This is a genomic window from Rhodovulum marinum (assembly GCF_004343075.1).
Lineage (GTDB): Bacteria > Pseudomonadota > Alphaproteobacteria > Rhodobacterales > Rhodobacteraceae > Rhodovulum > Rhodovulum marinum.
Window position 1 is genome coordinate 267,799 of sequence record NZ_SLXP01000001.1, and the last position, 16,944, is coordinate 284,742.

Consider the following 16,944-nt stretch of genomic DNA (forward strand, 5'->3'; position numbering starts at 1 on the left):
GGCCCGCGCCCGGCACCGCCGGGCGCGCCACGCCCAACGCCGGGCAAGCGGGGCAAAGCCCCGCGCGGCCCGGGGGCGGGAGCGCCCCCGCCCGGCTCAGTGCACGTTGACCGGGGCCAGGTCGTTCTGGCGGGCCAGCACGAAGGCCAGCTTGCGGTCGCGCACCAGCGCCAGCCGTTCGCCGCTGGCGTCGTGCACCGCATACAGCTCGTCCAGCCCCTGCGCCTCGCGCTGCACCTCCTCGGGCAGGTCGGCCACCTTGACCGGCCGCACATAGACGATGCGCTCGCCGCCCTCGGGCAGGAATTCGTATTTCGTGTCCATGACTGCTCCCTTCCTTGCGATTACGCCCGCTCGATCCGGATCGTCTGCACCACGCTTTCGGGCACCGCGCGCTGCAAATCCACGTGCAACAGGCCGTTTTCCATCGTGGCGCCCGACACCTCGACGCCATCGGCCAGCACGAAGCTGCGCTGGAACTGGCGCGCGGCGATGCCGCGGTGCAGGAACACCCGGTCGGCGCCGTCCTCGGCCTGGCGGCCGCGGATCACCAGCTGCCGGTCCTCGACGGTGATCGCGAGATCCTCCTCGCGAAACCCCGCCACCGCCAGCGTGATGCGATAGCCGGTTTCCGAGGTCTGCTCGATGTTGAAGGGCGGATAGCCCTCGTTGCCGGACTTGGCGGTCCGCTCCACGAGGCGTTCGAGCTGCTCGAACCCCAACAGGAAGGGATGCGAGCCGAGGGTCAGTTTCGACATATGGGCAAGTCCTTGAACAAGCGACCTGGAAGACAGGGGCCCCGCCTCCGCGGCGGCCCCGGGCAAATATGGGGCCGGCCCGGACCCGCCGCAAGACCGGCTTCCCGACCTGCTGCAAAAGCAGTATCTTAACCTTTCAGGGAAATGCCGCGACTCACCCCGGGGAGGCCGATGAACATCGCCAGCGAGATGAACTCCGAAGAAGTGTTGCGCGTGAAGCTCGAGGTGCTGCGCCGCGAGCATCGCGATCTGGACGATGCGATCCGGGCGCTGCAGGACCGCGGCACCGGCGATTCCCTTACGCTGATGCGCCTGAAAAAGCAGAAACTCGCGCTCAAGGACCAGATCGCCCTGATCGAGGATCAGCTGACCCCCGACATCATTGCGTAAGCCCGCCGCGTGGCTATAGTGCGCCCTCGCAATTCGAGAGGGCGCAATGGCGGACGTGAAAGTGGGCATCATCATGGGCAGCCAGTCGGACTGGCCCACCATGAAGGAAGCGGCCGATATCCTGGACGCGCTGCAGGTGCCCTACGAGGCGCGCATCGTGTCCGCCCATCGCACCCCTGACCGGCTGTGGGAGTATGGCAAGAGTGCCGTCGGCCGCGGCCTGCAGGTCATCATCGCGGGGGCGGGCGGGGCCGCGCATCTGCCCGGCATGATGGCGTCGAAGACGCGCGTGCCGGTGATCGGCGTGCCGGTCCAGACCCGCGCGCTGTCCGGCGTCGACAGCCTGTATTCCATCGTGCAGATGCCGCGCGGTTTCCCGGTCGCCACCATGGCCATCGGGGCGGCGGGCGCGGCCAATGCCGGGCTGATGGCGGCGCAGATCCTCGCGCTGAACGATCCGGGCCTTGCCGAACGTCTCGACCGCTGGCGCGCCGATCTGTCCGCCTCGATCCCCGAGGAGCCCCGCGATGACTGAGCCGCTCGCCCCCGGCGCCACCATCGGCATCCTGGGCGGCGGCCAGCTGGGCCGGATGCTGTCGGTCGCGGCCGCGCGCCTGGGCTTCACCACCCATATCTACGAACCGGGCGCCGAACCGCCCGCGGGCCAGGTCGCCCACCGGGTGACGACCGCACCTTACGAGGACGTGCAGGCGCTGGCCGGTTTCGCGGCAGCGGTCGATGTGGTCACCTATGAATTCGAGAACATCCCCACCGCCGCGCTGGACGCGATCGAGGCGGTCGTGCCGATCCGCCCCAACCGCCGCACGCTGGCCGTCAGCCAGGACCGCCTGACCGAAAAGGCCTTCATCTCCGAGCTGGGCCTGAAGACCGCCCCCTTCGCCGCCGTCGATGACGCGGTCGACCTGGCCGAAGCGATGGAGGAGATCGGCCTGCCCGCCATCCTCAAGACCCGCCGCTTCGGCTATGACGGCAAGGGCCAGGCGCGGATCGACCGCCCCGAGGACGCCCCCGCCGCGCTGGCGGCGATGGCGGGCGCCCCGGCGATCTACGAGGGGTTCGTGGCGTTCAGCCAGGAAATCTCGGTGATCGCCGCGCGCGGGGTGTCGGGCGAGGTCGCCTGCTACGATCCCGGCGCGAATGTCCACCGCGACGGCATCCTGCGCACCACCACCGTGCCCGCGCCGTTGTCGACCGCGCAACGCACCGATGCCGTTCTGCTGGCCGGGCGCATCCTGAACGCGCTGGATTACGTGGGCGTGATGGGGGTGGAACTGTTCGTCACGCCCGGCGGCCTGTTGGTGAACGAGATCGCGCCCCGCGTGCACAATTCCGGCCACTGGACCCAGAACGGCTGTGTCATCGACCAGTTCGAACAGCATATCCGCGCCGTCGCGGGCTGGCCGCTGGGCGACGGGACGCGCCATTCCGATGTCGAGATGCAGAACCTGATCGGCGCGGACATGGACAAGGTGCCCGCGCTGGCCCGCGACCCGGCGGTGGCGCTGCACCTCTATGGCAAGGCCGAAACGCGGGCCGGGCGCAAGATGGGGCACGCGAACCGCCGCCTCGGCCCCGCCTCAGCGTAACAGCCGGCCCAGCGCGTCGGTCCACCCCAGGCCGGGCCGGAACGCCCCCGTGCGCAGGAAGGCCAGCGTCTGCGCGATCACGCGCGGATCGTTCATCATGAAGGTATGCGTGACCGGCAGCGTCAGATGCGCCGCCATCCCCGCCACCCGGGTCGAGGCGACCGAGACCTTGCCGTCGTCCGGCCCCGGGATCAGCGCGGAATAGACCGGATTCAGGCTGCGGCTGCCGGCGATCACGCCCAGCGGGAAATCGACCGGGCCCAGGGAATTGGGCACGCTGCGCGGCCCGGTGCCCAGTTGCAGCCCCGCCGGGCCGTTGATCCATTCGAAGGGGCGCAGATCGCCCAGCGCATCGACCAGTTCGGACCCGGAATTGGGCGGGGCCAGCATCACCACGCGGCCCAGGTTGGCGGGGCGGTGTCCGGCCAGCCACAGCCGCAACAGGATGCCGCCCATCGAATGGGTCACCACATGCACCCGCGCCACCGGCCCGCAACCGGCAAAGGCGCGCGGCACCACGTCCGCCAGGTCCTCGATCGGCGCCTCGGTCGACGGGTAGCCCGCGTTCACCACGCGAAAGCCGTGATGGGCCAGCGCCTGTTCCATCAGCAGCAGCGAACCGGGACCGCGCGCCAACCCGTGCAACAGCACGACGCAATCGGCCCGGGCGGGCGCGGCAAGGACGACCAGCAGGACAAGGCCAAGGCGCAGCATGGGGCGAGCCTAGGCGCTGGCGGTCCCGGAGGCGAGGGGGCGCTTGCGCACGCGGCGCGCCAAGGGCAGTCTCGCCGCATGACCACGCCCCCGCCCCGCCTCGCCGTCCGCGCCCTGATCCTGCACGAGAACCGCCTGCTGCTGGTGAACGCCTGGCCGGACGGGATCAGCGACCTGTGGTGCGCGCCGGGCGGCGGGGTGGACCCCGGCACCTCGCTGCCCGAGAACCTGGCCCGCGAAGTGCACGAGGAAACCGGGCTGACCGTCGATGTCGGCGCGCCCTGCCTGGTGAACGAGTTCCACGACCCCGGCCGGCCCTTTCACCAGGTGGACATCTACTTCCGCTGCACGATCCGGCAGGGCCGTCTGGACGCGGCCTGGCGCGACCCCGAAGGCGTCGTCACCGAGCGGCGGTTCTTCGCCCGCGACGAGATGGCGGCGATCCGGTTCAAACCCGACAGCCTGCCCGACGCCGCCTGGGGCATGGGCCTGCTCTACGACCCGCTGGAACCGCTGGTGCGCTGACGCAACGGGCAAGGCCCGGTTTCGAAGGCCGGGTCAAGGGGGGGGGCGCTGCCCCCCGTCCTTCGGACTCCCCCCGGGATATTTGCGGCCAGAAGAAGACCAGAGGCCTCTTTTTCTTGGTCGAAATACTCCGGGGGTCTGGGGGCAGAGCCCCCAGCCGGTCGCCCCGGCGTCAGCCGGGGCGAAACCCGATCGCCGCACCGGCACCGATCACGCCCCGAACGCATCCGCATAGAGAAGCCGCGCCACGGGCGGGGCGCCCGTGGGGTCGGACTCGTAAAGTGCTGTGTATTCCGGCGGATAAGGCGAAATCAGCCGCCCCGCGCGGCCCACCGAGAAGCCGAAGCGCCCGTAATAGCCGGGCTCGCCCAGCACCACGACCGGCGCCGCGGCCACCTCGAGCGCAGCGTGGATCAGCCGGCCGCCCAACCCCAGCCCCTGCGAGGCGGGCGCGACGGCCACGGGGGCCAATGCCAGCCAGCCCGCGGGTTCGATCATGTGGACCAGCGCCAGGTAGGCGCGGATCTCCTCGGCCCCGGTCGCGATGACCATCTCGCGGGCCATCGCGCCCTCGGCGCGCAGCGCCTCGACCAGGCGCGCCTCGTCCGGGCGGCCGAAGGCCTGTTCCAGCAGCCGGGCGATGGGGCCGTAATCCGAGGCGGTGGCGGGGCGGATCGTCATGGGCCAAGCCTAGCAGCCCGCGCCGCGACCCGCCGCACCCGGATTGCCGCAGGCGGCCCCTGCCCGGCCCGGCCTTACGCCTCGTCGAGCTGTTCGCCCCAGAACAGGCAGACCTCCTCGCCGGCGGGCATCAGGAACTTGCGCACGATCACCACCGAGGCCGCCGCGGCGATGGGCGGCGGCACCGCCATGCCCAGGAGCAGCGCGGTCACCGCGCCGATGGTCGCCGCCTCGCCGACATTCAGCGCGTCCATCAGCTTCTTGCGGTCGGCATCCTCGCCCTGGCCGCCGCAGACCAGGTCGTAGAGCGCGCGCGACCAGCGCGCCACGATACGTTTGCCGATGTCTTTCAGGTCGTCCACCAGGCCCATGTGGCTGCTGTCGTAGTCCGGGTCCAGCGCGGGCTGGGTCGCCAGCGACGGGTCGCGCGCGAGCGCCTTTTCCTGCTTGCCCAGCATCACGTAAAGCGCCTCGTCGTCCTTCTCGGCGGCGAAGGTTTCGGCGGCCGCGATGGTCTTTTCCTCGAGTGCCGTGTCGGTGGTCATGTGGTCCCCTCCTCCTTGGGTATGTGCGCCTGGGCCGGGCGGGGCGCGGCGATACGCGCGTCGCCGCGCCCGTACAGCGTGTAGAGCAGCGCCAGCGGGTTGTTGGCGCCGTGGAATTCGCGTCGCACGGCCAGCATCGCCGCGCCCAGCGCCTCGCCCGCCAGCAGGCGGCGCAAGAGCGCGCCCGCGAAGGCATCGGCGAAGAGCGCGGTCACCGGGCATTCGGTGCCGATCACCGCGACTGCCTGGCGGTCGAGGAACACCCCGGTCAGCCCCGAGGACACCGCGGGCAAAAGGTCGGCGGACTGGCAGGTGTTCAGGAAGACCAGCGGCCGTTTCGCGTGGCGGAAGAAATCGGCGCCGCGCAGGTCGTCCTCGCTGATCTCGGCATCGCCGGTGAAGAGGCGCGCGCCCGCCCCCGCCGCGTCCAGCCGGGTCAGGAACAGGCTCCAGGGCTTTTTCTGGTCGGCCTCAAGCGCCTCGGCAAGGCCGCGGATCTCGGCCACCACGTCGGCGCCGATCGGGGCCAGGCGCGAGGCGGCGATGCCGTGGCAGAAGAAATAGACGATCTCGGGCGGGTCGTCGCGTTCCAGCCCGTCGAGCACGTCATCGCGCCCCGCGGCGGGCAGGATCGTGGCCCCCGCCCCCGTTCCGGCCACCTGTTCCAGCGTCGCGGCATGATCGACGATCCCGGCGAACCCCTTGTCCAGCGTCGCCATGATCCGCACCGGGCCGTCCGGGGCGGGCGGCGGGCGGCGGCCCTGCGGGCGCACCAGTTCGATCCGGTAGCGCAGCCCCCACAGCCCGTCGGGGTCGGGGTCCTGCCGGCGCGGGGTCGGCTCGGCCAGGATCGCCCAGGGAAAGGCGAAGCTTTCGGCATTGGGTTCGAAGGTGACGCGCAGCGCGGCATCGTCGGGCAGCGGCGCGGCGCGCAGCATGTCGCCCAGCGTCTCGGCCGCGCCGGCATCGGCGCCGCGGCGGTCGCCGAACAGCACCCGCCAGGCGTCCTCGCCCAGCTTGCGCAGTTCCAGGCATTCCAGCCGGAAACTGGGCCCCGACAGCGCCTTGCGGCGGCTCATCTTGCCGATCACCAGTTCGGTCCAGTGGCGCCGGACACGGGCCAGCAATGCCTCGAGATCGGCGGTCAGAAGCGTGCGGCCCAGCGGCGCGGCCAGCCGTGTCTGGCCGTCGCGCCGCACGATGGCCTCGACCCCGAAGCCCAGGGGTTCGGGCCGGATATGCAGCGCCAGCGCGTCGCGATCGGCGCCCGCGGCCGGTTCGATGGGCGGCAGCACGCCCTCGGCCCGGTGCACTTGCCAACGCCCGGCCTGGAAGCGCAGTTCGACAAGGTCGAGCAGGCGCAGGTCGGCGGTGTAAAGCCGGATCGACAGCGACAGGGTGTCGGGCAGGATGGCCGGGCTGCGGAAGCGGAAGAAGGCGGGCGTGCTGTCCCTGTCGAAGGGCCAGGTCAGCGGCAAGAGGCTGTCCTCGAAGGCCAGCAGCCCGGCCGCGGGGCCCGACACGGCCACGTAGACGGTGACATCCTCGCGGTCCACGCGCGGGTTCTGGATCGGCTGGGTGCCGCCGCCCGGAACGCCGATGCGATGCGCCCGGATCGCGATTTCCAGCGTGTGGTCGCGCGCAGGCGCCAGCGGGTCGGCCGCGGCCAGGCGGTCGGCCGCATCGACCGCGTCGCCGGGGTAGTAATGGCCGCGCAGCAGCGACAAGTCGGTTTCGCGCTGGGCCTCGGCGGGCGGGGTGTCGGCGGGCGCCTCGGGGGCGGCGGGCGCCTCGGGGGCGGGGGCGACCGCGGCGGGGAACGGGCCGGAGTCCGTGGGTTCGGCGCTTTCTTCCCGGGGGGCGCCGTCCGCGGCGGGTTCGCTTTCCTCCCAGGGGCCGCTTTCCCCGGCGGCTTCGCTTTCCTCCCATGGCAGGCTTTCCTCGCCGCCGCCGCCGTCTGCGCCCGCATCCCAGCCGCCGCCGGACGCGTCGGGGGCGCTTTCCTCCATGGGCATGGACTCGGGCGCGCCGTCCTCCCGGGCGCCGCCCTCTTCCTCGGTCGTGCTCTTGCGCGGGGTGAGGACGTCGTCCTCGGCCCCGAAGGGCACGGGCATCATGAAATCGATATTGTCGAGATCGACCGGCGGTGCGGACGTTTTCCGCGGCGGGGCGGCGCCGGCGCCGCCGATCCCCGGCGGTTCGCGCCGGCGGAGTTCGCGTTGCAGCCCGGCCAAGCCCTCGCCGGCCATCGCCTCGCGGTCGTACCGCACCCGGCCCTCAGCCAGCGCGGTCTCGATCGCGGTGCCCACCGCGGCCGGGTCGCGGGGGGCGTCGTCGCCGATGCCGAAGGCCCAGAGCGGCAGGTCGTCGGGCAGCGGGCGGGGGTCGTCCACGCCCAGATCGACCAGCCGGCCCGCGACGTCGCGCAGGCGGGCCGACAGGCGGGCGGCGGCCATCTCGTAGGCATGGGCCGAGGTCCCGAAGAGCCAGGGCAGCGGGTCGCGCCCGACGGTGAGCGCGGCCCATGTCACCGCCAGGTCGGGCGGCGCGTCATGGGCAAGCTCGTAGACGAGTTCCGTGAGATCGGCGCCATCGGGCGCGGCGCCCCGGAACCACACCGCGAGCGTCGCGCATTCGGGAAGCGTCTCGAACAGCGCGGCAAAGGGCGTGTCCCGCGGCGCCGCCCCCAGGACGACACTGGCATGGGCCTCTGCCGGTGGGCTGTCCCGATACACCGCGATATCCGTCGACGTGCCAGTCGGAAACCGGGTGGCAAGCCCGCGGTCGAGCGGCGGAAAGTTGTCCCAGTCGATCACGCTGGCCGCGCCCTCGCCATCCGCGATGCCCGGCGGCCAGGTCGGCGAACGATAACACCATTGCTGGTCGGGGCGCATGACCGTCGCCGCCCCGATCAGCTCGGGCGGCAGCGTGCGCCAGGGCGGTGGCTGGCCGAAGTCGCGCAGCGGGGACAGGAGCGTGTCCAGCACCCAGGGCAGCAGCGCGATTTCGTCCTCCTGCCACGCCGCGTCGCGGGGCAGCAGCAACAGCCGGGTCGGGCCGAAGCGCGGGCCGGGCGCGCCGGGGGCACCGCGATCGGCCATCGCGTGGCGCCAAAGCGCGGCGAGCTCGCCGGGCGGCGGAAGGCCGGCGGCAAGCGCGGCATCGGCCGGGATTTGCCAGTTCGTGCCCAGCAGATCGGATTGCCCGCCCAGGTCGTCCAGCGCGGCGGCCGGGTCATGCCCGCCATCCAGCGCGCCCAGCCAGGCCAGGCAGCCCAGCGCGGCAAGCGCCTGCGACCGGTCGTCGGGCGTCGCGGCGTCGGAAAGCCAGTCCTGCAATGGATGCGTCATGCGGCGCGCCCCGGACGGTGAAAGGCTTGCCCCGGCATGGCGCCGGGACGGGCTTGGCGAACGCGCCCCGGTGGGCGGACTGGTCACGACGGGGTCAGGCTAGCGCAGATCGACGCAGGCGCAAAGCGTGCTTGGCCACCGTGCCGGGGCGGCCCCTCGCGCCCGCATCGGCGGGCCGCCCCGGAACAGGCCGTTTTCCGGCACGAAAAAACACGCTTTGCGCCCCGGTTCCGCCCGACTCCCATGGCTCTGTGCCGGGGAAACCGATCGTTAACCTTAATGCGCTGCGCCGCCGGCCCATCCCGGGCGGGCGCAGCGACGGAGACGGACCAGATGCCCAGACCGTTCAAAACCCCCGCGTTCCCGGCCGCACGCGGCCCGCAAACCGCCCCCGGACAGAAGCCCGGCCCCGACATGCTGCCCGGCGGCACAGACATGCACGGGCCGCGCCCCGCCCCCGGCCAGGTACAGGCGCCGGGCCCGGCCAAGCGCGGCCCGGACCACGACCCGACGCCGCTTGTGCCGGGCAGCCGGGACGACGACCGGATCGCGGGCAGCGCAGGCGACGACGTGATCCTTGGCCGCGCGGGCGATGACCGGCTGGACGGCAACCGGGGCAACGACCTGGTCCGCGGCGGCCGGGGCAATGACGCGATCGACGGCGGACAGGGCGCGGACGTGCTGCGGGGCGGCAAGGGCGACGACATCCTGTGGGGCGACGAGGGCGACGACCGGATCCATGGCGGCCGGGGGGACGACATCGCCCATGGCGGCACGGGCGACGACGTGATCCGGGGCGGGCGCGGCAACGACGTTCTGAACGGCGATGACGGCGACGACCGTCTGTATGGCGGGCGCGACGACGACCACCTGACCGGCGGCGAGGGGCAGGACTGCCTGATGGGCGACAGCGGCGACGACCTGTTGCAGGGCGACAGCGGGGCGGACCTGCTGATCGGCGGGGCCGGCAACGACAGGCTGGACGGCGGCGAGGATGACGACCGGTTGCTGGGCGGCGACGGCGATGACACGCTGTCGGGCGGCAAGGGCGATGACCGGCTGGATGGCGGGGCGGGCGACGACGTGCTGAACGGGGATACCGGCATGGATATCCTGCAGGGCGGCGACGGGGACGACCTGCTCAAGGGCGGGGACGACGACGACCGTCTGGACGGCGGGGCGGGACGGGACGTTCTGTCGGGCGGCAAGGGCGACGATGTGCTGAACGGCGGCGACGGCGATGACACGCTGGAGGGCAACAGCGGGGATGACGTGTTGATCGGCGGCGCGGGCGACGACGTTCTGGCCGGGACCGCGGGCGACGACCGGCTGATCGCCGGGACCGGCACCGACCTGTTGTCGGGCGGCAGCGGGGCGGATGTGTTCGTCTTCGATTTCGCGGACGCCGATGGCGCGCTGAACCGGATCACCGATTTCGCGGCCGGCGACCAGTTGGTGCTGAGCGGGTTCGGGATCGGCCCCGGGGCGGATGCCGCGCTGGCGCTGGCGGATTGTTTCGGCATCACCGCCGAGGGGGATGGCTATATCGACATCGACGGTCTGTGCGTCCTGATCGAAAACAAGGGCGGGCTGGAGGCCCCGGCGATGGCCGAACTGGTGTTCGACTGGACCGCGTTCGCCTGACCGGCGGCGCCAACCGCCCCGCCACCCGGGCGGCCCCGAGCGGGCCGCCCGTTCCGCGTGTTTCGGCGTGATCGGGCAGCGGGCGGAAACAAACGCGGCGTTTGCGCGGCACTGGGGCGAATGTGGAACAAAAGCCCCGCCTTCGCCGCATTGTTAACCAATTCTTAAGCCACGGTCCTCGGTGACGCACAGAATGGCGACACCGGACATGAACATCCGACACGAAAGACCGGACCCGGCCCTGGCCTTCCTCGTGCAGGCCCCGCTGCTGCTGCATACCAGCGCGGACCAGAGCCACGCCGTGCGCGGCTGGTCCCCCGAGGGGTTCGAACCGCCCGAGGACTGGCCCGCCGAAACGCCCCCCTGCGCGACGCTGTCGATCCCGTTCCAGGGGGTTTTCGTCTCGTTCGAGGTCGCGCTGGCACAGGACGGGCCCGGCGGGTTCGTCCGTTTTCAGGGGCTGTCGGGCCGCGAGACGCAGGTGCTGGACCTGTTCCACGGCGCGATCCTGCGCGGCGAAATGGCCCCGGTCGACGGGATACTCAAGGCGCTGGACAAGCCCGTCGACCTGGTGCCGATGACCCGCACCGAGCACGATGCCGCGCGCCCGCCCGCCCGCGCGATCCCCCGGGCGCTGCGGGCGGGCGCGGTGGCCGCCCTTTACGGCGCGGCGGCCGTGTTCCTTTGGGGCGCGCTCTGGTCGCCCGCGTGGGAACGGATGAACAGCATCCCGCTTCAGGCCGGCCGGATCGAGGCGATGGAGCCGCCGCGCGCGGCCCCCGCCGCGGCAGGGGCCGCCCGCACGGGGCCCGCCCTGGTCGCCTCGGGCTGGATCGACGGGGCGCATGCCACCGATATCTACCTGGGCATGGCGGCGCGGCTGCGGGTGAACGTGGACGGCGCGCTGGTCGTTCTGCCGGCCCGTGTCACCGCCATCCGCGCCGAGGCCGCAGCCGAAGGCCCGGCGCGGCCCGGCTATACGATCCGGGTGGCGGCCGATGCCGCCGCGGTCGCGGATGGCCCCGCGCTGGCCCTGCGGCTGCGGCCGGGCGGCGCGGCCGCGATCGCGGTTTCCACCCCGATCCTGCCCGATCTCCGCAAGGCGGCGGGCGGGCTTTGTGGCCGGGTCCTGGGCCGCACCTGCGGGGCCGCTGGCGGCCTGGACCGCGTGCCCGCCGCCCTGCCGGTCGTGCCGGAACCGCCCGGCCCCCATCCCCGCGACCCGGGCCGGGCCCGGGCCGTGGCCCCGGACACCGCCCCCGCGGCGGATCTTTTGGTGGCCTACGACCCCTTGGACCTGGCCATCGGCCCCTTGCCCGATGGCGACTGATCCCGCCACCCGGCCCGACGACGGCTTTCACGACGAGATCGCGCGGCGCCTGGCCCGGCTGGAAGGCCCCGCCCCGCGCGGCAGGACCAAGTGGACGCCGCGGGCCCTGGCCACGGGCGCCCTGCTGGTCCTGGGCCTTGCGGGGCTGGTCGTGCTTGTCCCGAACCGGCTGTTCGACCCCGAGCTGCGCCGCGTCACCGTGGTGATCGGCGGGCTGGCGGCCTGGCGCTTTGGCTGGTGGTTCACCCACGCCCTGCGCGCCGAGATCCGCCGGGTGCGGGTCTGGCCGCGGCTGCGCGCGCAACGCGAGGCGGCCTGGGCCGGGGGCTGGCGGCCGCCGCACCTGCATGTGCAGATGACCACCTTTCGGGAAAAGCCCGCGATCACCCGCCACGTCATCGCGGCGCTGTTGTCCGAGATCCGGCGGCTGGGCGTGCCGGCCACGATCTATGTCGGCACCGGCACGCCGTTCGACGAACGCGTGATCACCGCCATCGCCGAGGAGATCGGCGGCGATCTGGACGCCGACCTGGTGTTCATCCGCCAGAACCAGCCGGGCAAGCGGATGGCGATCGGCCTGGTGATGCGGGCGATCATCCGCCGCCGGCCCGACCCCGAGGACGTGATCCTGTTCATGGATGGCGACACCGTCCTGGGCGCGGGCAGCCTGGAGAAATCCATCGCGATGTTCGGCGCCGATCCGGGGCTGGACGCGCTGACCACGGACGAGGAGGTGGTCTGTTTCGGCCCGCGCTGGATGGGCAAGTGGCTGGAGATGCGCTTTGCCCAGCGGCGGCTGGCGATGCAAAGCCACGCGTTGTCGAACCGGGTGCTGACGCTGACCGGGCGGATGTCGGTGTTCCGCGCGCGGGGCATCGTGAACGCGGGCTTCGTGCGCACCATCGAGGCCGATCACCTGGACCACTGGCTGTGGGGCCGCTTCCGGTTCCTGTCGGGCGACGACAAGTCGACCTGGTATTACCTGCTGTCGCGGGGGGCGCGGATGACCTATGTGCCCGATGCGCGGGTCTACACGGTCGAGGTGGTCGAGGGCACAGGGGCCGCGCGCATGGTGCAGAACCTGCTGCGCTGGTCGGGCAACATGCTGCGCAACGGGGCGCGGGCCATCGCGCTGGGGCCGCGGCGGATGCCGCTCTTCATCTGGTGGTGCCTGGTGGATCAGCGCATCGCGATGTGGACGATGCTGGTCAGCCCCGCGATCGGGATCGCGGCGGCCTTCGTCGAACCGCTGTACCTGCTGTCGCTGATGTTGTGGGTGATGCTTTCGCGGGTGGTGCTGTCGCTGTGGCTGTTCCGATTCGCGCGGCGGGTCGACTGGAGCTGGCCGTTCATCCTGTACCTGAACCAGGTCATCAATGCCGCGGTGAAGGTGCGGCTGGTCTATTTCCTGAACCGCCAGAGCTGGGCCAATCGCGGCAACCAGAGGGCCGGGCGGGGCCGCGGGCCGGGCGACCGGCTGCGCGGCGCCGTCGCCTGGGGGCAGCTCGCGATCTCGGTCAGCCTGCTGTTCTGGGCGGTGGGCTGGATGACCGGCCTGCCGATCGCGGGACGCCTGTAGGCCCGGGGCACATGGTCACGCGCCCGCGCGGCGCAAACGGGCCGCCCCGATCCCGGCCGGACCGGCAACCGTTTCGCCCGGCTTGCGCCGGCGCGCCACGCAAGGGGGCCGGGGGCGTCAGCCCCCGGCCCCCGGTCGCCTTGGCGAAGCCAAGGCGAAACCCGAAGGGCCCCGCCCGCGGCGGCCGGAATCGCGCCCGCCCGGCCCCGCAGCCCCGCAGTCCTGCAATGGCCCAAATTTGACTTAAATTTTTGCCGATTTTGGCCCGCTTTGGTGCCGAAAAGGAAACGGTCATTAACCTTAACAAGCCGAACGGATCGTCAGAATGACCGAATTCCCAGGAGCGTTCGAACCGGCCTCCGCCGCCCTTGTCCCCGTCCTGCACGAGGCCCGCCCCGCGATCAGCGTGATCGGGCTTGGCTATGTCGGCGCCGTGTCCTGCGGCTGCCTGACCGATCTGGGCCACCGGGTGATCGGGGTCGACCTGGACGCGGCCAAGGCCGCCTCGGTCGCCGCGGGCCGGGCGCCGATGCACGAGGCCGGGCTGGACGATCTGCTGGGCACGGCGCTGGACAAGGGCATCCTTTCGACATCGACCGAGGTCGAGGCCGCCGTGCTGGCGACCGATGTGACCTTCGTCTCGGTCGGCACGCCCAGCCGCGCGGACGGCCGTTGCGACCTGACCAACGTCGTCGCGGTGGCCGAGAGCATCGGCGCGGCGCTTGCGCGCAAGGCGGGCTACCACGCGGTGGTGATGCGCTGTTCGATCCCGCCGGGCACCACGATGGGGGCCTTCGCCCAGCGGCTGGAGGCGGTGTCGGGCAAGCGGGCGGGCCGCGATTTCGGCATCGCCTTCTGCCCCGAATTCATGCGCGAGGGCGAGGCCGTCGCCGATTTCCGCACGCCGCCCAAGACCGTGATCGGCGCCACCGACGACCGCGTCGCGGGCATCGTCGCGGGGATCTTCGCCCCCGTTGACAGCAGGCCCCTGCATTGTTCGATCGAGATCGCCGAGATGGTGAAATACGTCGATAACGTCTGGCACGCTACCAAGGTCTGTTTCGGCAACGAGGTCGGCCGGCTGGCCGCGGCGCATGGCGTGGATGGCGGCGACGTGATGGGTATCTTCTGCGAGGACCGCAAGCTGAACATCTCGCCCGCCTACCTGCGGCCCGGTTTCGCCTATGGCGGGTCCTGCCTGCCCAAGGAGGTGCGCGCGGTCTGCGGGCTGGCGCGCGCCGCCGGGCTGGACCTGCCGCTGATCGGGCATGTCGCCGCCTCGAACGAGGCGCATATCGACGCGGTGGTGGAGCGGGTCCGCGCCACCGGCGCGCGCCGGGTCGGCGTTCTGGGCCTGACCTTCAAGCCCGGCACGGACGACCTGCGCGAAAGCCCGGCACTTGCGCTGATCGCGCGGCTGCGCGCGGCGGGGGTCGAGGTGGTCTGCCACGACCCGGTTCTCAGCCCGCGCCTGTTCCGCCCCGCCACGCCCGCCGAGGCCGCGGCGAAACGGGCGGCCTATCCGGCGCTGGACGGGCTGGACCTGCGCGGGAGCGTCTCGGGCGTTCTGGATGGCTGCGACGCGGTGGTGCTGACGCAGAACGCGCCCGAGTACCGCGCCGCGCTGGCGGGCTGCGCGCCCCGGGTGATCGACGTCACCGGCGCGTGATCCGCGCCCCCGCCCGCGGCAGAACGCCCGGGCGGGGGCCACCGAAATCGCTGTCGCGGCCGGCGCGAATGCGGGCTAAGCAGGCGGTATGGACAGTGCCACCGACCTGGAGATCTTTCTTGCCGCCCCGCCGGGGCTGGAGGACACGCTTGCCGAGGAGGCGCGCGCCCTGGGGTTTCGCGAGGCCTCGGCCTGCCCCGGCGGCGTGACGGTCAGGGGCGATTGGCCCGAGGTCTGGCGCGCGAACCTGTGGCTGCGGGGGGCCGGCCGCGTGCTGGTGCGCATCGGCGGGTTCCGCGCGCTGCACCTGGCGCAACTGGACAAGCGGGCGCGCAGGTTTCCCTGGGGCGCGGTGCTGCGCCCCGACCGCGCGGTGCGGGTCGAGGCGAGTTGCCGGGCCTCGCGCATCTACCACGCGGGTGCCGCCGCCCAGCGCGTCGGCCGCGCCATCGCCGAGGAACTGGGCGCCCCCGTCGTCACCGAGGCGGACACGGATGCGATCCGCGTGCTGGTGCGGATCGAGGACGATCTTTGCACGATCAGCCTGGACAGTTCCGGCGAACCGTTGCACCGGCGCGGCCACAAGCAGGCGGTGGGCAAGGCGCCGATGCGCGACACGCTGGCCGCGCTGTTCCTGCGCCAATGTGGCTATACCGGGGCGGAACCGGTGGTCGACCCGATGTGCGGCTCGGGCACCTTCGTGATCGAGGCCGCCGGGATCGCCGCGGGGCTGGCCCCCGGCCGCGCCCGGCGATTCGCCTTCGAGGCGTTCGCGGGGTTCGATCCCGCGGCCTGGGCGGCGCTGCGCGACCGGCCCGCAGGCCCCCTGCCCGCGCTGCGGTTTCACGGGTTCGACCGTGACCAGGGCGCCATCGCGGCCAGCCGGGCGAATGCCGACCGGGCGGGCGTGGCCGAAATCACCGGTTTTGCCTGCCAGCCCATCGCCGCGTTGCAACGGCCCGAGGGGCCGCCCGGCCTGGTGATCGTCAACCCGCCCTATGGCGGGCGAATCGGCAACCGCAACGCGCTTTACCCGCTATACGGCACGCTGGGAGAGGTGCTGAAGGCGCGGTTTTCCGGCTGGCGGGTGGGGCTGATCACCACCGAGGCCGGGCTGGCGCGGGCCACCGGCCTGCCCTTTGCCCCGCCCGGGCCGCCGGTGCCCCATGGCGGGCTGAAGGTGCGGCTGTTCCGCACCGGGCCGCTGGCGTGACCGTGCCCGCGGGCGGGCACGGTCCGGTGCCTCACTCGGCGCTGGCCACGGTGATACCGACGAAGGCGGCCATCATGCGTTCATAGGCCCGGCCGACCAGGGTCGGACGAAGGTTGTTGTCGACCAGGTTGATCTTGGGCGTCCGCCCCTTCCACGGATAGGGGTTGGCCGCGAACCAGGCATAGCGTTCGACGAAGGGCAGACGTTCCATCATCTTCATCGCGGCCTCGGCGAAGGCGGCGTTGCGCTCGTAGCTGGCGGCGCCCGGCCGGTTCCAGTCGATATAGGCGAACTCGGTCACCCAGATCGGACGGCGGTATTCGCGATTGACCTGCGTCAGCCAGCGGCGGAATTCCTCCACGTCGCCATTCGTCGTGTAATAATGGACGGCCATGAAATCGACGCGCAGGCCGCGGCGTTCGACCTCGGCCATGAACCGGCCCTGCCAGGAGTTGCGGCCCAGCGTCTGGTCCCGCGTCGTCGCCGGGCTGCCCAGGCGCAGGCCGCGGGCCTGCAGCTTGGGCCACAGCGCGATCGCCTGTTCGACGGACAGGCCCGCCTGGTGATCGCCGCCATGCCCGTCGGGTTCGTTGAAGCCGAGCAGCGTGGTCACCCGCCGGTCCGACTGGATCGGCTTGTTCACGTCCTTGGCCCCGTGAATCATCGGCACGAACTCGACATCGCGCCGCTGTTTCTGGCGCGACCAGATCTGGTCCGCCCGCCAATTGTAGTACCAGCCGAGCCCCGGCGTTCCCTCGATCCAGCGGATCATCGTGTAGCGCGGGTTTTCCCACGCGCCCACGCCGGCCTTTTGGGCCAGAACAGGAGTCGACAACAAAAATACCCCCACCACGATAAGGAGAAGATTCCTGACCATGATAGACCTCGCACACCGCCTGCGAGGCTAGGGGGGTCATGGGGTAAGAATGTGTCAGGTTT

16 protein-coding genes are annotated in these 16,944 nt (G+C 72.0%); 9 read left to right on the top strand and 7 right to left on the bottom strand.

Annotated features, from left to right (window positions below; all coding sequences use genetic code 11):
- Positions 1-96: 96 nt before the first annotated feature.
- Both EV662_RS01425 and EV662_RS01430 read right to left on the bottom strand, forming a co-directional pair.
- Positions 97-324 carry a DUF1150 family protein gene (locus tag EV662_RS01425; protein WP_132460341.1) on the bottom strand — a complete coding sequence of 76 codons (228 nt, stop codon included), beginning with the start codon at positions 322-324 and terminating at the stop codon, positions 97-99.
- Between the two features lie 20 nt (positions 325-344).
- Complete coding sequence (locus tag EV662_RS01430; protein WP_132460342.1) at positions 345-758, bottom strand: Hsp20 family protein; 414 nt, start codon at positions 756-758, stop codon at positions 345-347.
- Between the two features lie 171 nt (positions 759-929).
- Here EV662_RS01430 and EV662_RS01435 point away from each other — a divergent pair, with 171 nt between their 5' ends.
- From EV662_RS01435 to EV662_RS01445, 3 genes are read left to right on the top strand one after another with little or no spacing between them, the layout of a single operon-like run.
- Complete coding sequence (locus tag EV662_RS01435) at positions 930-1,148, top strand: YdcH family protein (protein WP_132460343.1); 219 nt, start codon at positions 930-932, stop codon at positions 1,146-1,148.
- A 46-nt stretch (positions 1,149-1,194) separates the two neighbouring features.
- Positions 1,195-1,683: a 5-(carboxyamino)imidazole ribonucleotide mutase gene (purE, locus tag EV662_RS01440; protein ID WP_132460344.1), complete on the top strand. Its 489-nt coding sequence runs from the start codon at positions 1,195-1,197 to the stop codon at positions 1,681-1,683.
- Positions 1,676-2,755 carry a 5-(carboxyamino)imidazole ribonucleotide synthase gene (locus tag EV662_RS01445; RefSeq protein WP_132460345.1) on the top strand — a complete coding sequence of 360 codons (1,080 nt, stop codon included), beginning with the start codon at positions 1,676-1,678 and terminating at the stop codon, positions 2,753-2,755. Before purE ends, EV662_RS01445 begins: the two co-directional genes overlap by 8 nt.
- Here the strand turns inward: EV662_RS01445 and EV662_RS01450 are convergent.
- Positions 2,747-3,469, bottom strand: coding sequence for an esterase/lipase family protein (locus EV662_RS01450; protein ID WP_132460346.1), 723 nt, complete (start codon positions 3,467-3,469; stop codon positions 2,747-2,749). The genes EV662_RS01445 and EV662_RS01450 overlap by 9 nt on opposite strands.
- Positions 3,470-3,547: 78 nt before the next feature.
- Between EV662_RS01450 and EV662_RS01455 the strand changes: the two genes are divergently transcribed.
- Entirely contained in the window at positions 3,548-3,994 is a 447-nt protein-coding gene (locus EV662_RS01455) for an NUDIX domain-containing protein (protein WP_132460347.1), read from the top strand.
- Between the two features lie 210 nt (positions 3,995-4,204).
- On the opposite strand, the gene EV662_RS01460 is transcribed toward EV662_RS01455, so the two are convergent.
- From EV662_RS01460 to EV662_RS01470, 3 genes are all read right to left on the bottom strand, one after another.
- Positions 4,205-4,675 carry a GNAT family N-acetyltransferase gene (locus tag EV662_RS01460; RefSeq protein WP_132460348.1) on the bottom strand — a complete coding sequence of 157 codons (471 nt, stop codon included), beginning with the start codon at positions 4,673-4,675 and terminating at the stop codon, positions 4,205-4,207.
- Positions 4,676-4,749: 74 nt separating this feature from the next.
- Positions 4,750-5,220, bottom strand: a complete 471-nt coding sequence (locus EV662_RS01465; protein WP_132460349.1) for a hypothetical protein — start codon at positions 5,218-5,220, stop codon at positions 4,750-4,752.
- On the bottom strand, positions 5,217-8,570 hold the full coding sequence (locus EV662_RS01470) for a CHAT domain-containing protein (protein ID WP_132460350.1): 3,354 nt from the start codon (positions 8,568-8,570) through the stop codon (positions 5,217-5,219). The genes EV662_RS01465 and EV662_RS01470 overlap by 4 nt, the downstream gene beginning before the upstream one ends.
- Positions 8,571-8,903: 333 nt before the next feature.
- On the opposite strand from EV662_RS01470, the gene EV662_RS20000 reads away from it, so the two are divergent.
- The 5 genes from EV662_RS20000 to EV662_RS01495 all read left to right on the top strand — a co-directional run bounded on the left by EV662_RS20000 (position 8,904) and on the right by EV662_RS01495 (position 16,005).
- Positions 8,904-10,214: a calcium-binding protein gene (locus EV662_RS20000; protein ID WP_165915485.1), complete on the top strand. Its 1,311-nt coding sequence runs from the start codon at positions 8,904-8,906 to the stop codon at positions 10,212-10,214.
- Positions 10,215-10,422: 208 nt separating this feature from the next.
- The gene (locus EV662_RS01480; protein WP_132460352.1) at positions 10,423-11,544 is read left to right on the top strand and encodes a hypothetical protein; all 1,122 of its coding nucleotides are present in this window, start codon (positions 10,423-10,425) and stop codon (positions 11,542-11,544) included.
- Positions 11,534-13,123 (top strand): glycosyltransferase, encoded by a 1,590-nt coding sequence (locus EV662_RS01485; protein WP_132460353.1) that lies wholly within the window; start codon positions 11,534-11,536, stop codon positions 13,121-13,123. The genes EV662_RS01480 and EV662_RS01485 overlap by 11 nt, the downstream gene beginning before the upstream one ends.
- Before the next feature lie 325 nt (positions 13,124-13,448).
- Entirely contained in the window at positions 13,449-14,792 is a 1,344-nt protein-coding gene (locus tag EV662_RS01490; protein ID WP_132460354.1) for a nucleotide sugar dehydrogenase, read from the top strand.
- Between the two features lie 88 nt (positions 14,793-14,880).
- Complete coding sequence (locus EV662_RS01495) at positions 14,881-16,005, top strand: THUMP domain-containing class I SAM-dependent RNA methyltransferase (RefSeq protein WP_132460355.1); 1,125 nt, start codon at positions 14,881-14,883, stop codon at positions 16,003-16,005.
- Positions 16,006-16,036: 31 nt separating this feature from the next.
- Here the strand turns inward: EV662_RS01495 and EV662_RS01500 are convergent, their stop codons facing one another.
- Positions 16,037-16,840 (bottom strand): glycosyl hydrolase, encoded by an 804-nt coding sequence (locus tag EV662_RS01500; RefSeq protein ID WP_243695731.1) that lies wholly within the window; start codon positions 16,838-16,840, stop codon positions 16,037-16,039.
- Positions 16,841-16,944 lie beyond the last annotated feature (104 nt).

Bases quoted from the DNA above. Each gene is read 5' to 3' on its own strand.
- EV662_RS01425 (WP_132460341.1), bottom strand. From the start codon at position 324: ATGGACACGAAATACGAATTCCTGCCCGAGGGCGGCGAGCGCATCGTC.
- EV662_RS01485 (WP_132460353.1), top strand. From the start codon at position 11,534: ATGGCGACTGATCCCGCCACCCGGCCCGACGACGGCTTTCACGACGAG.
- EV662_RS20000 (WP_165915485.1), top strand. From the start codon at position 8,904: ATGCCCAGACCGTTCAAAACCCCCGCGTTCCCGGCCGCACGCGGCCCG.
- EV662_RS01435 (WP_132460343.1), top strand. From the start codon at position 930: ATGAACATCGCCAGCGAGATGAACTCCGAAGAAGTGTTGCGCGTGAAG.
- EV662_RS01455 (WP_132460347.1), top strand. From the start codon at position 3,548: ATGACCACGCCCCCGCCCCGCCTCGCCGTCCGCGCCCTGATCCTGCAC.
- EV662_RS01470 (WP_132460350.1), bottom strand. From the start codon at position 8,570: ATGACGCATCCATTGCAGGACTGGCTTTCCGACGCCGCGACGCCCGAC.
- EV662_RS01465 (WP_132460349.1), bottom strand. From the start codon at position 5,220: ATGACCACCGACACGGCACTCGAGGAAAAGACCATCGCGGCCGCCGAA.
- EV662_RS01490 (WP_132460354.1), top strand. From the start codon at position 13,449: ATGACCGAATTCCCAGGAGCGTTCGAACCGGCCTCCGCCGCCCTTGTC.
- EV662_RS01480 (WP_132460352.1), top strand. From the start codon at position 10,423: ATGAACATCCGACACGAAAGACCGGACCCGGCCCTGGCCTTCCTCGTG.
- EV662_RS01430 (WP_132460342.1), bottom strand. From the start codon at position 758: ATGTCGAAACTGACCCTCGGCTCGCATCCCTTCCTGTTGGGGTTCGAG.
- EV662_RS01450 (WP_132460346.1), bottom strand. From the start codon at position 3,469: ATGCTGCGCCTTGGCCTTGTCCTGCTGGTCGTCCTTGCCGCGCCCGCC.
- EV662_RS01495 (WP_132460355.1), top strand. From the start codon at position 14,881: ATGGACAGTGCCACCGACCTGGAGATCTTTCTTGCCGCCCCGCCGGGG.
- EV662_RS01445 (WP_132460345.1), top strand. From the start codon at position 1,676: ATGACTGAGCCGCTCGCCCCCGGCGCCACCATCGGCATCCTGGGCGGC.
- EV662_RS01460 (WP_132460348.1), bottom strand. From the start codon at position 4,675: ATGACGATCCGCCCCGCCACCGCCTCGGATTACGGCCCCATCGCCCGG.
- purE (WP_132460344.1), top strand. From the start codon at position 1,195: ATGGCGGACGTGAAAGTGGGCATCATCATGGGCAGCCAGTCGGACTGG.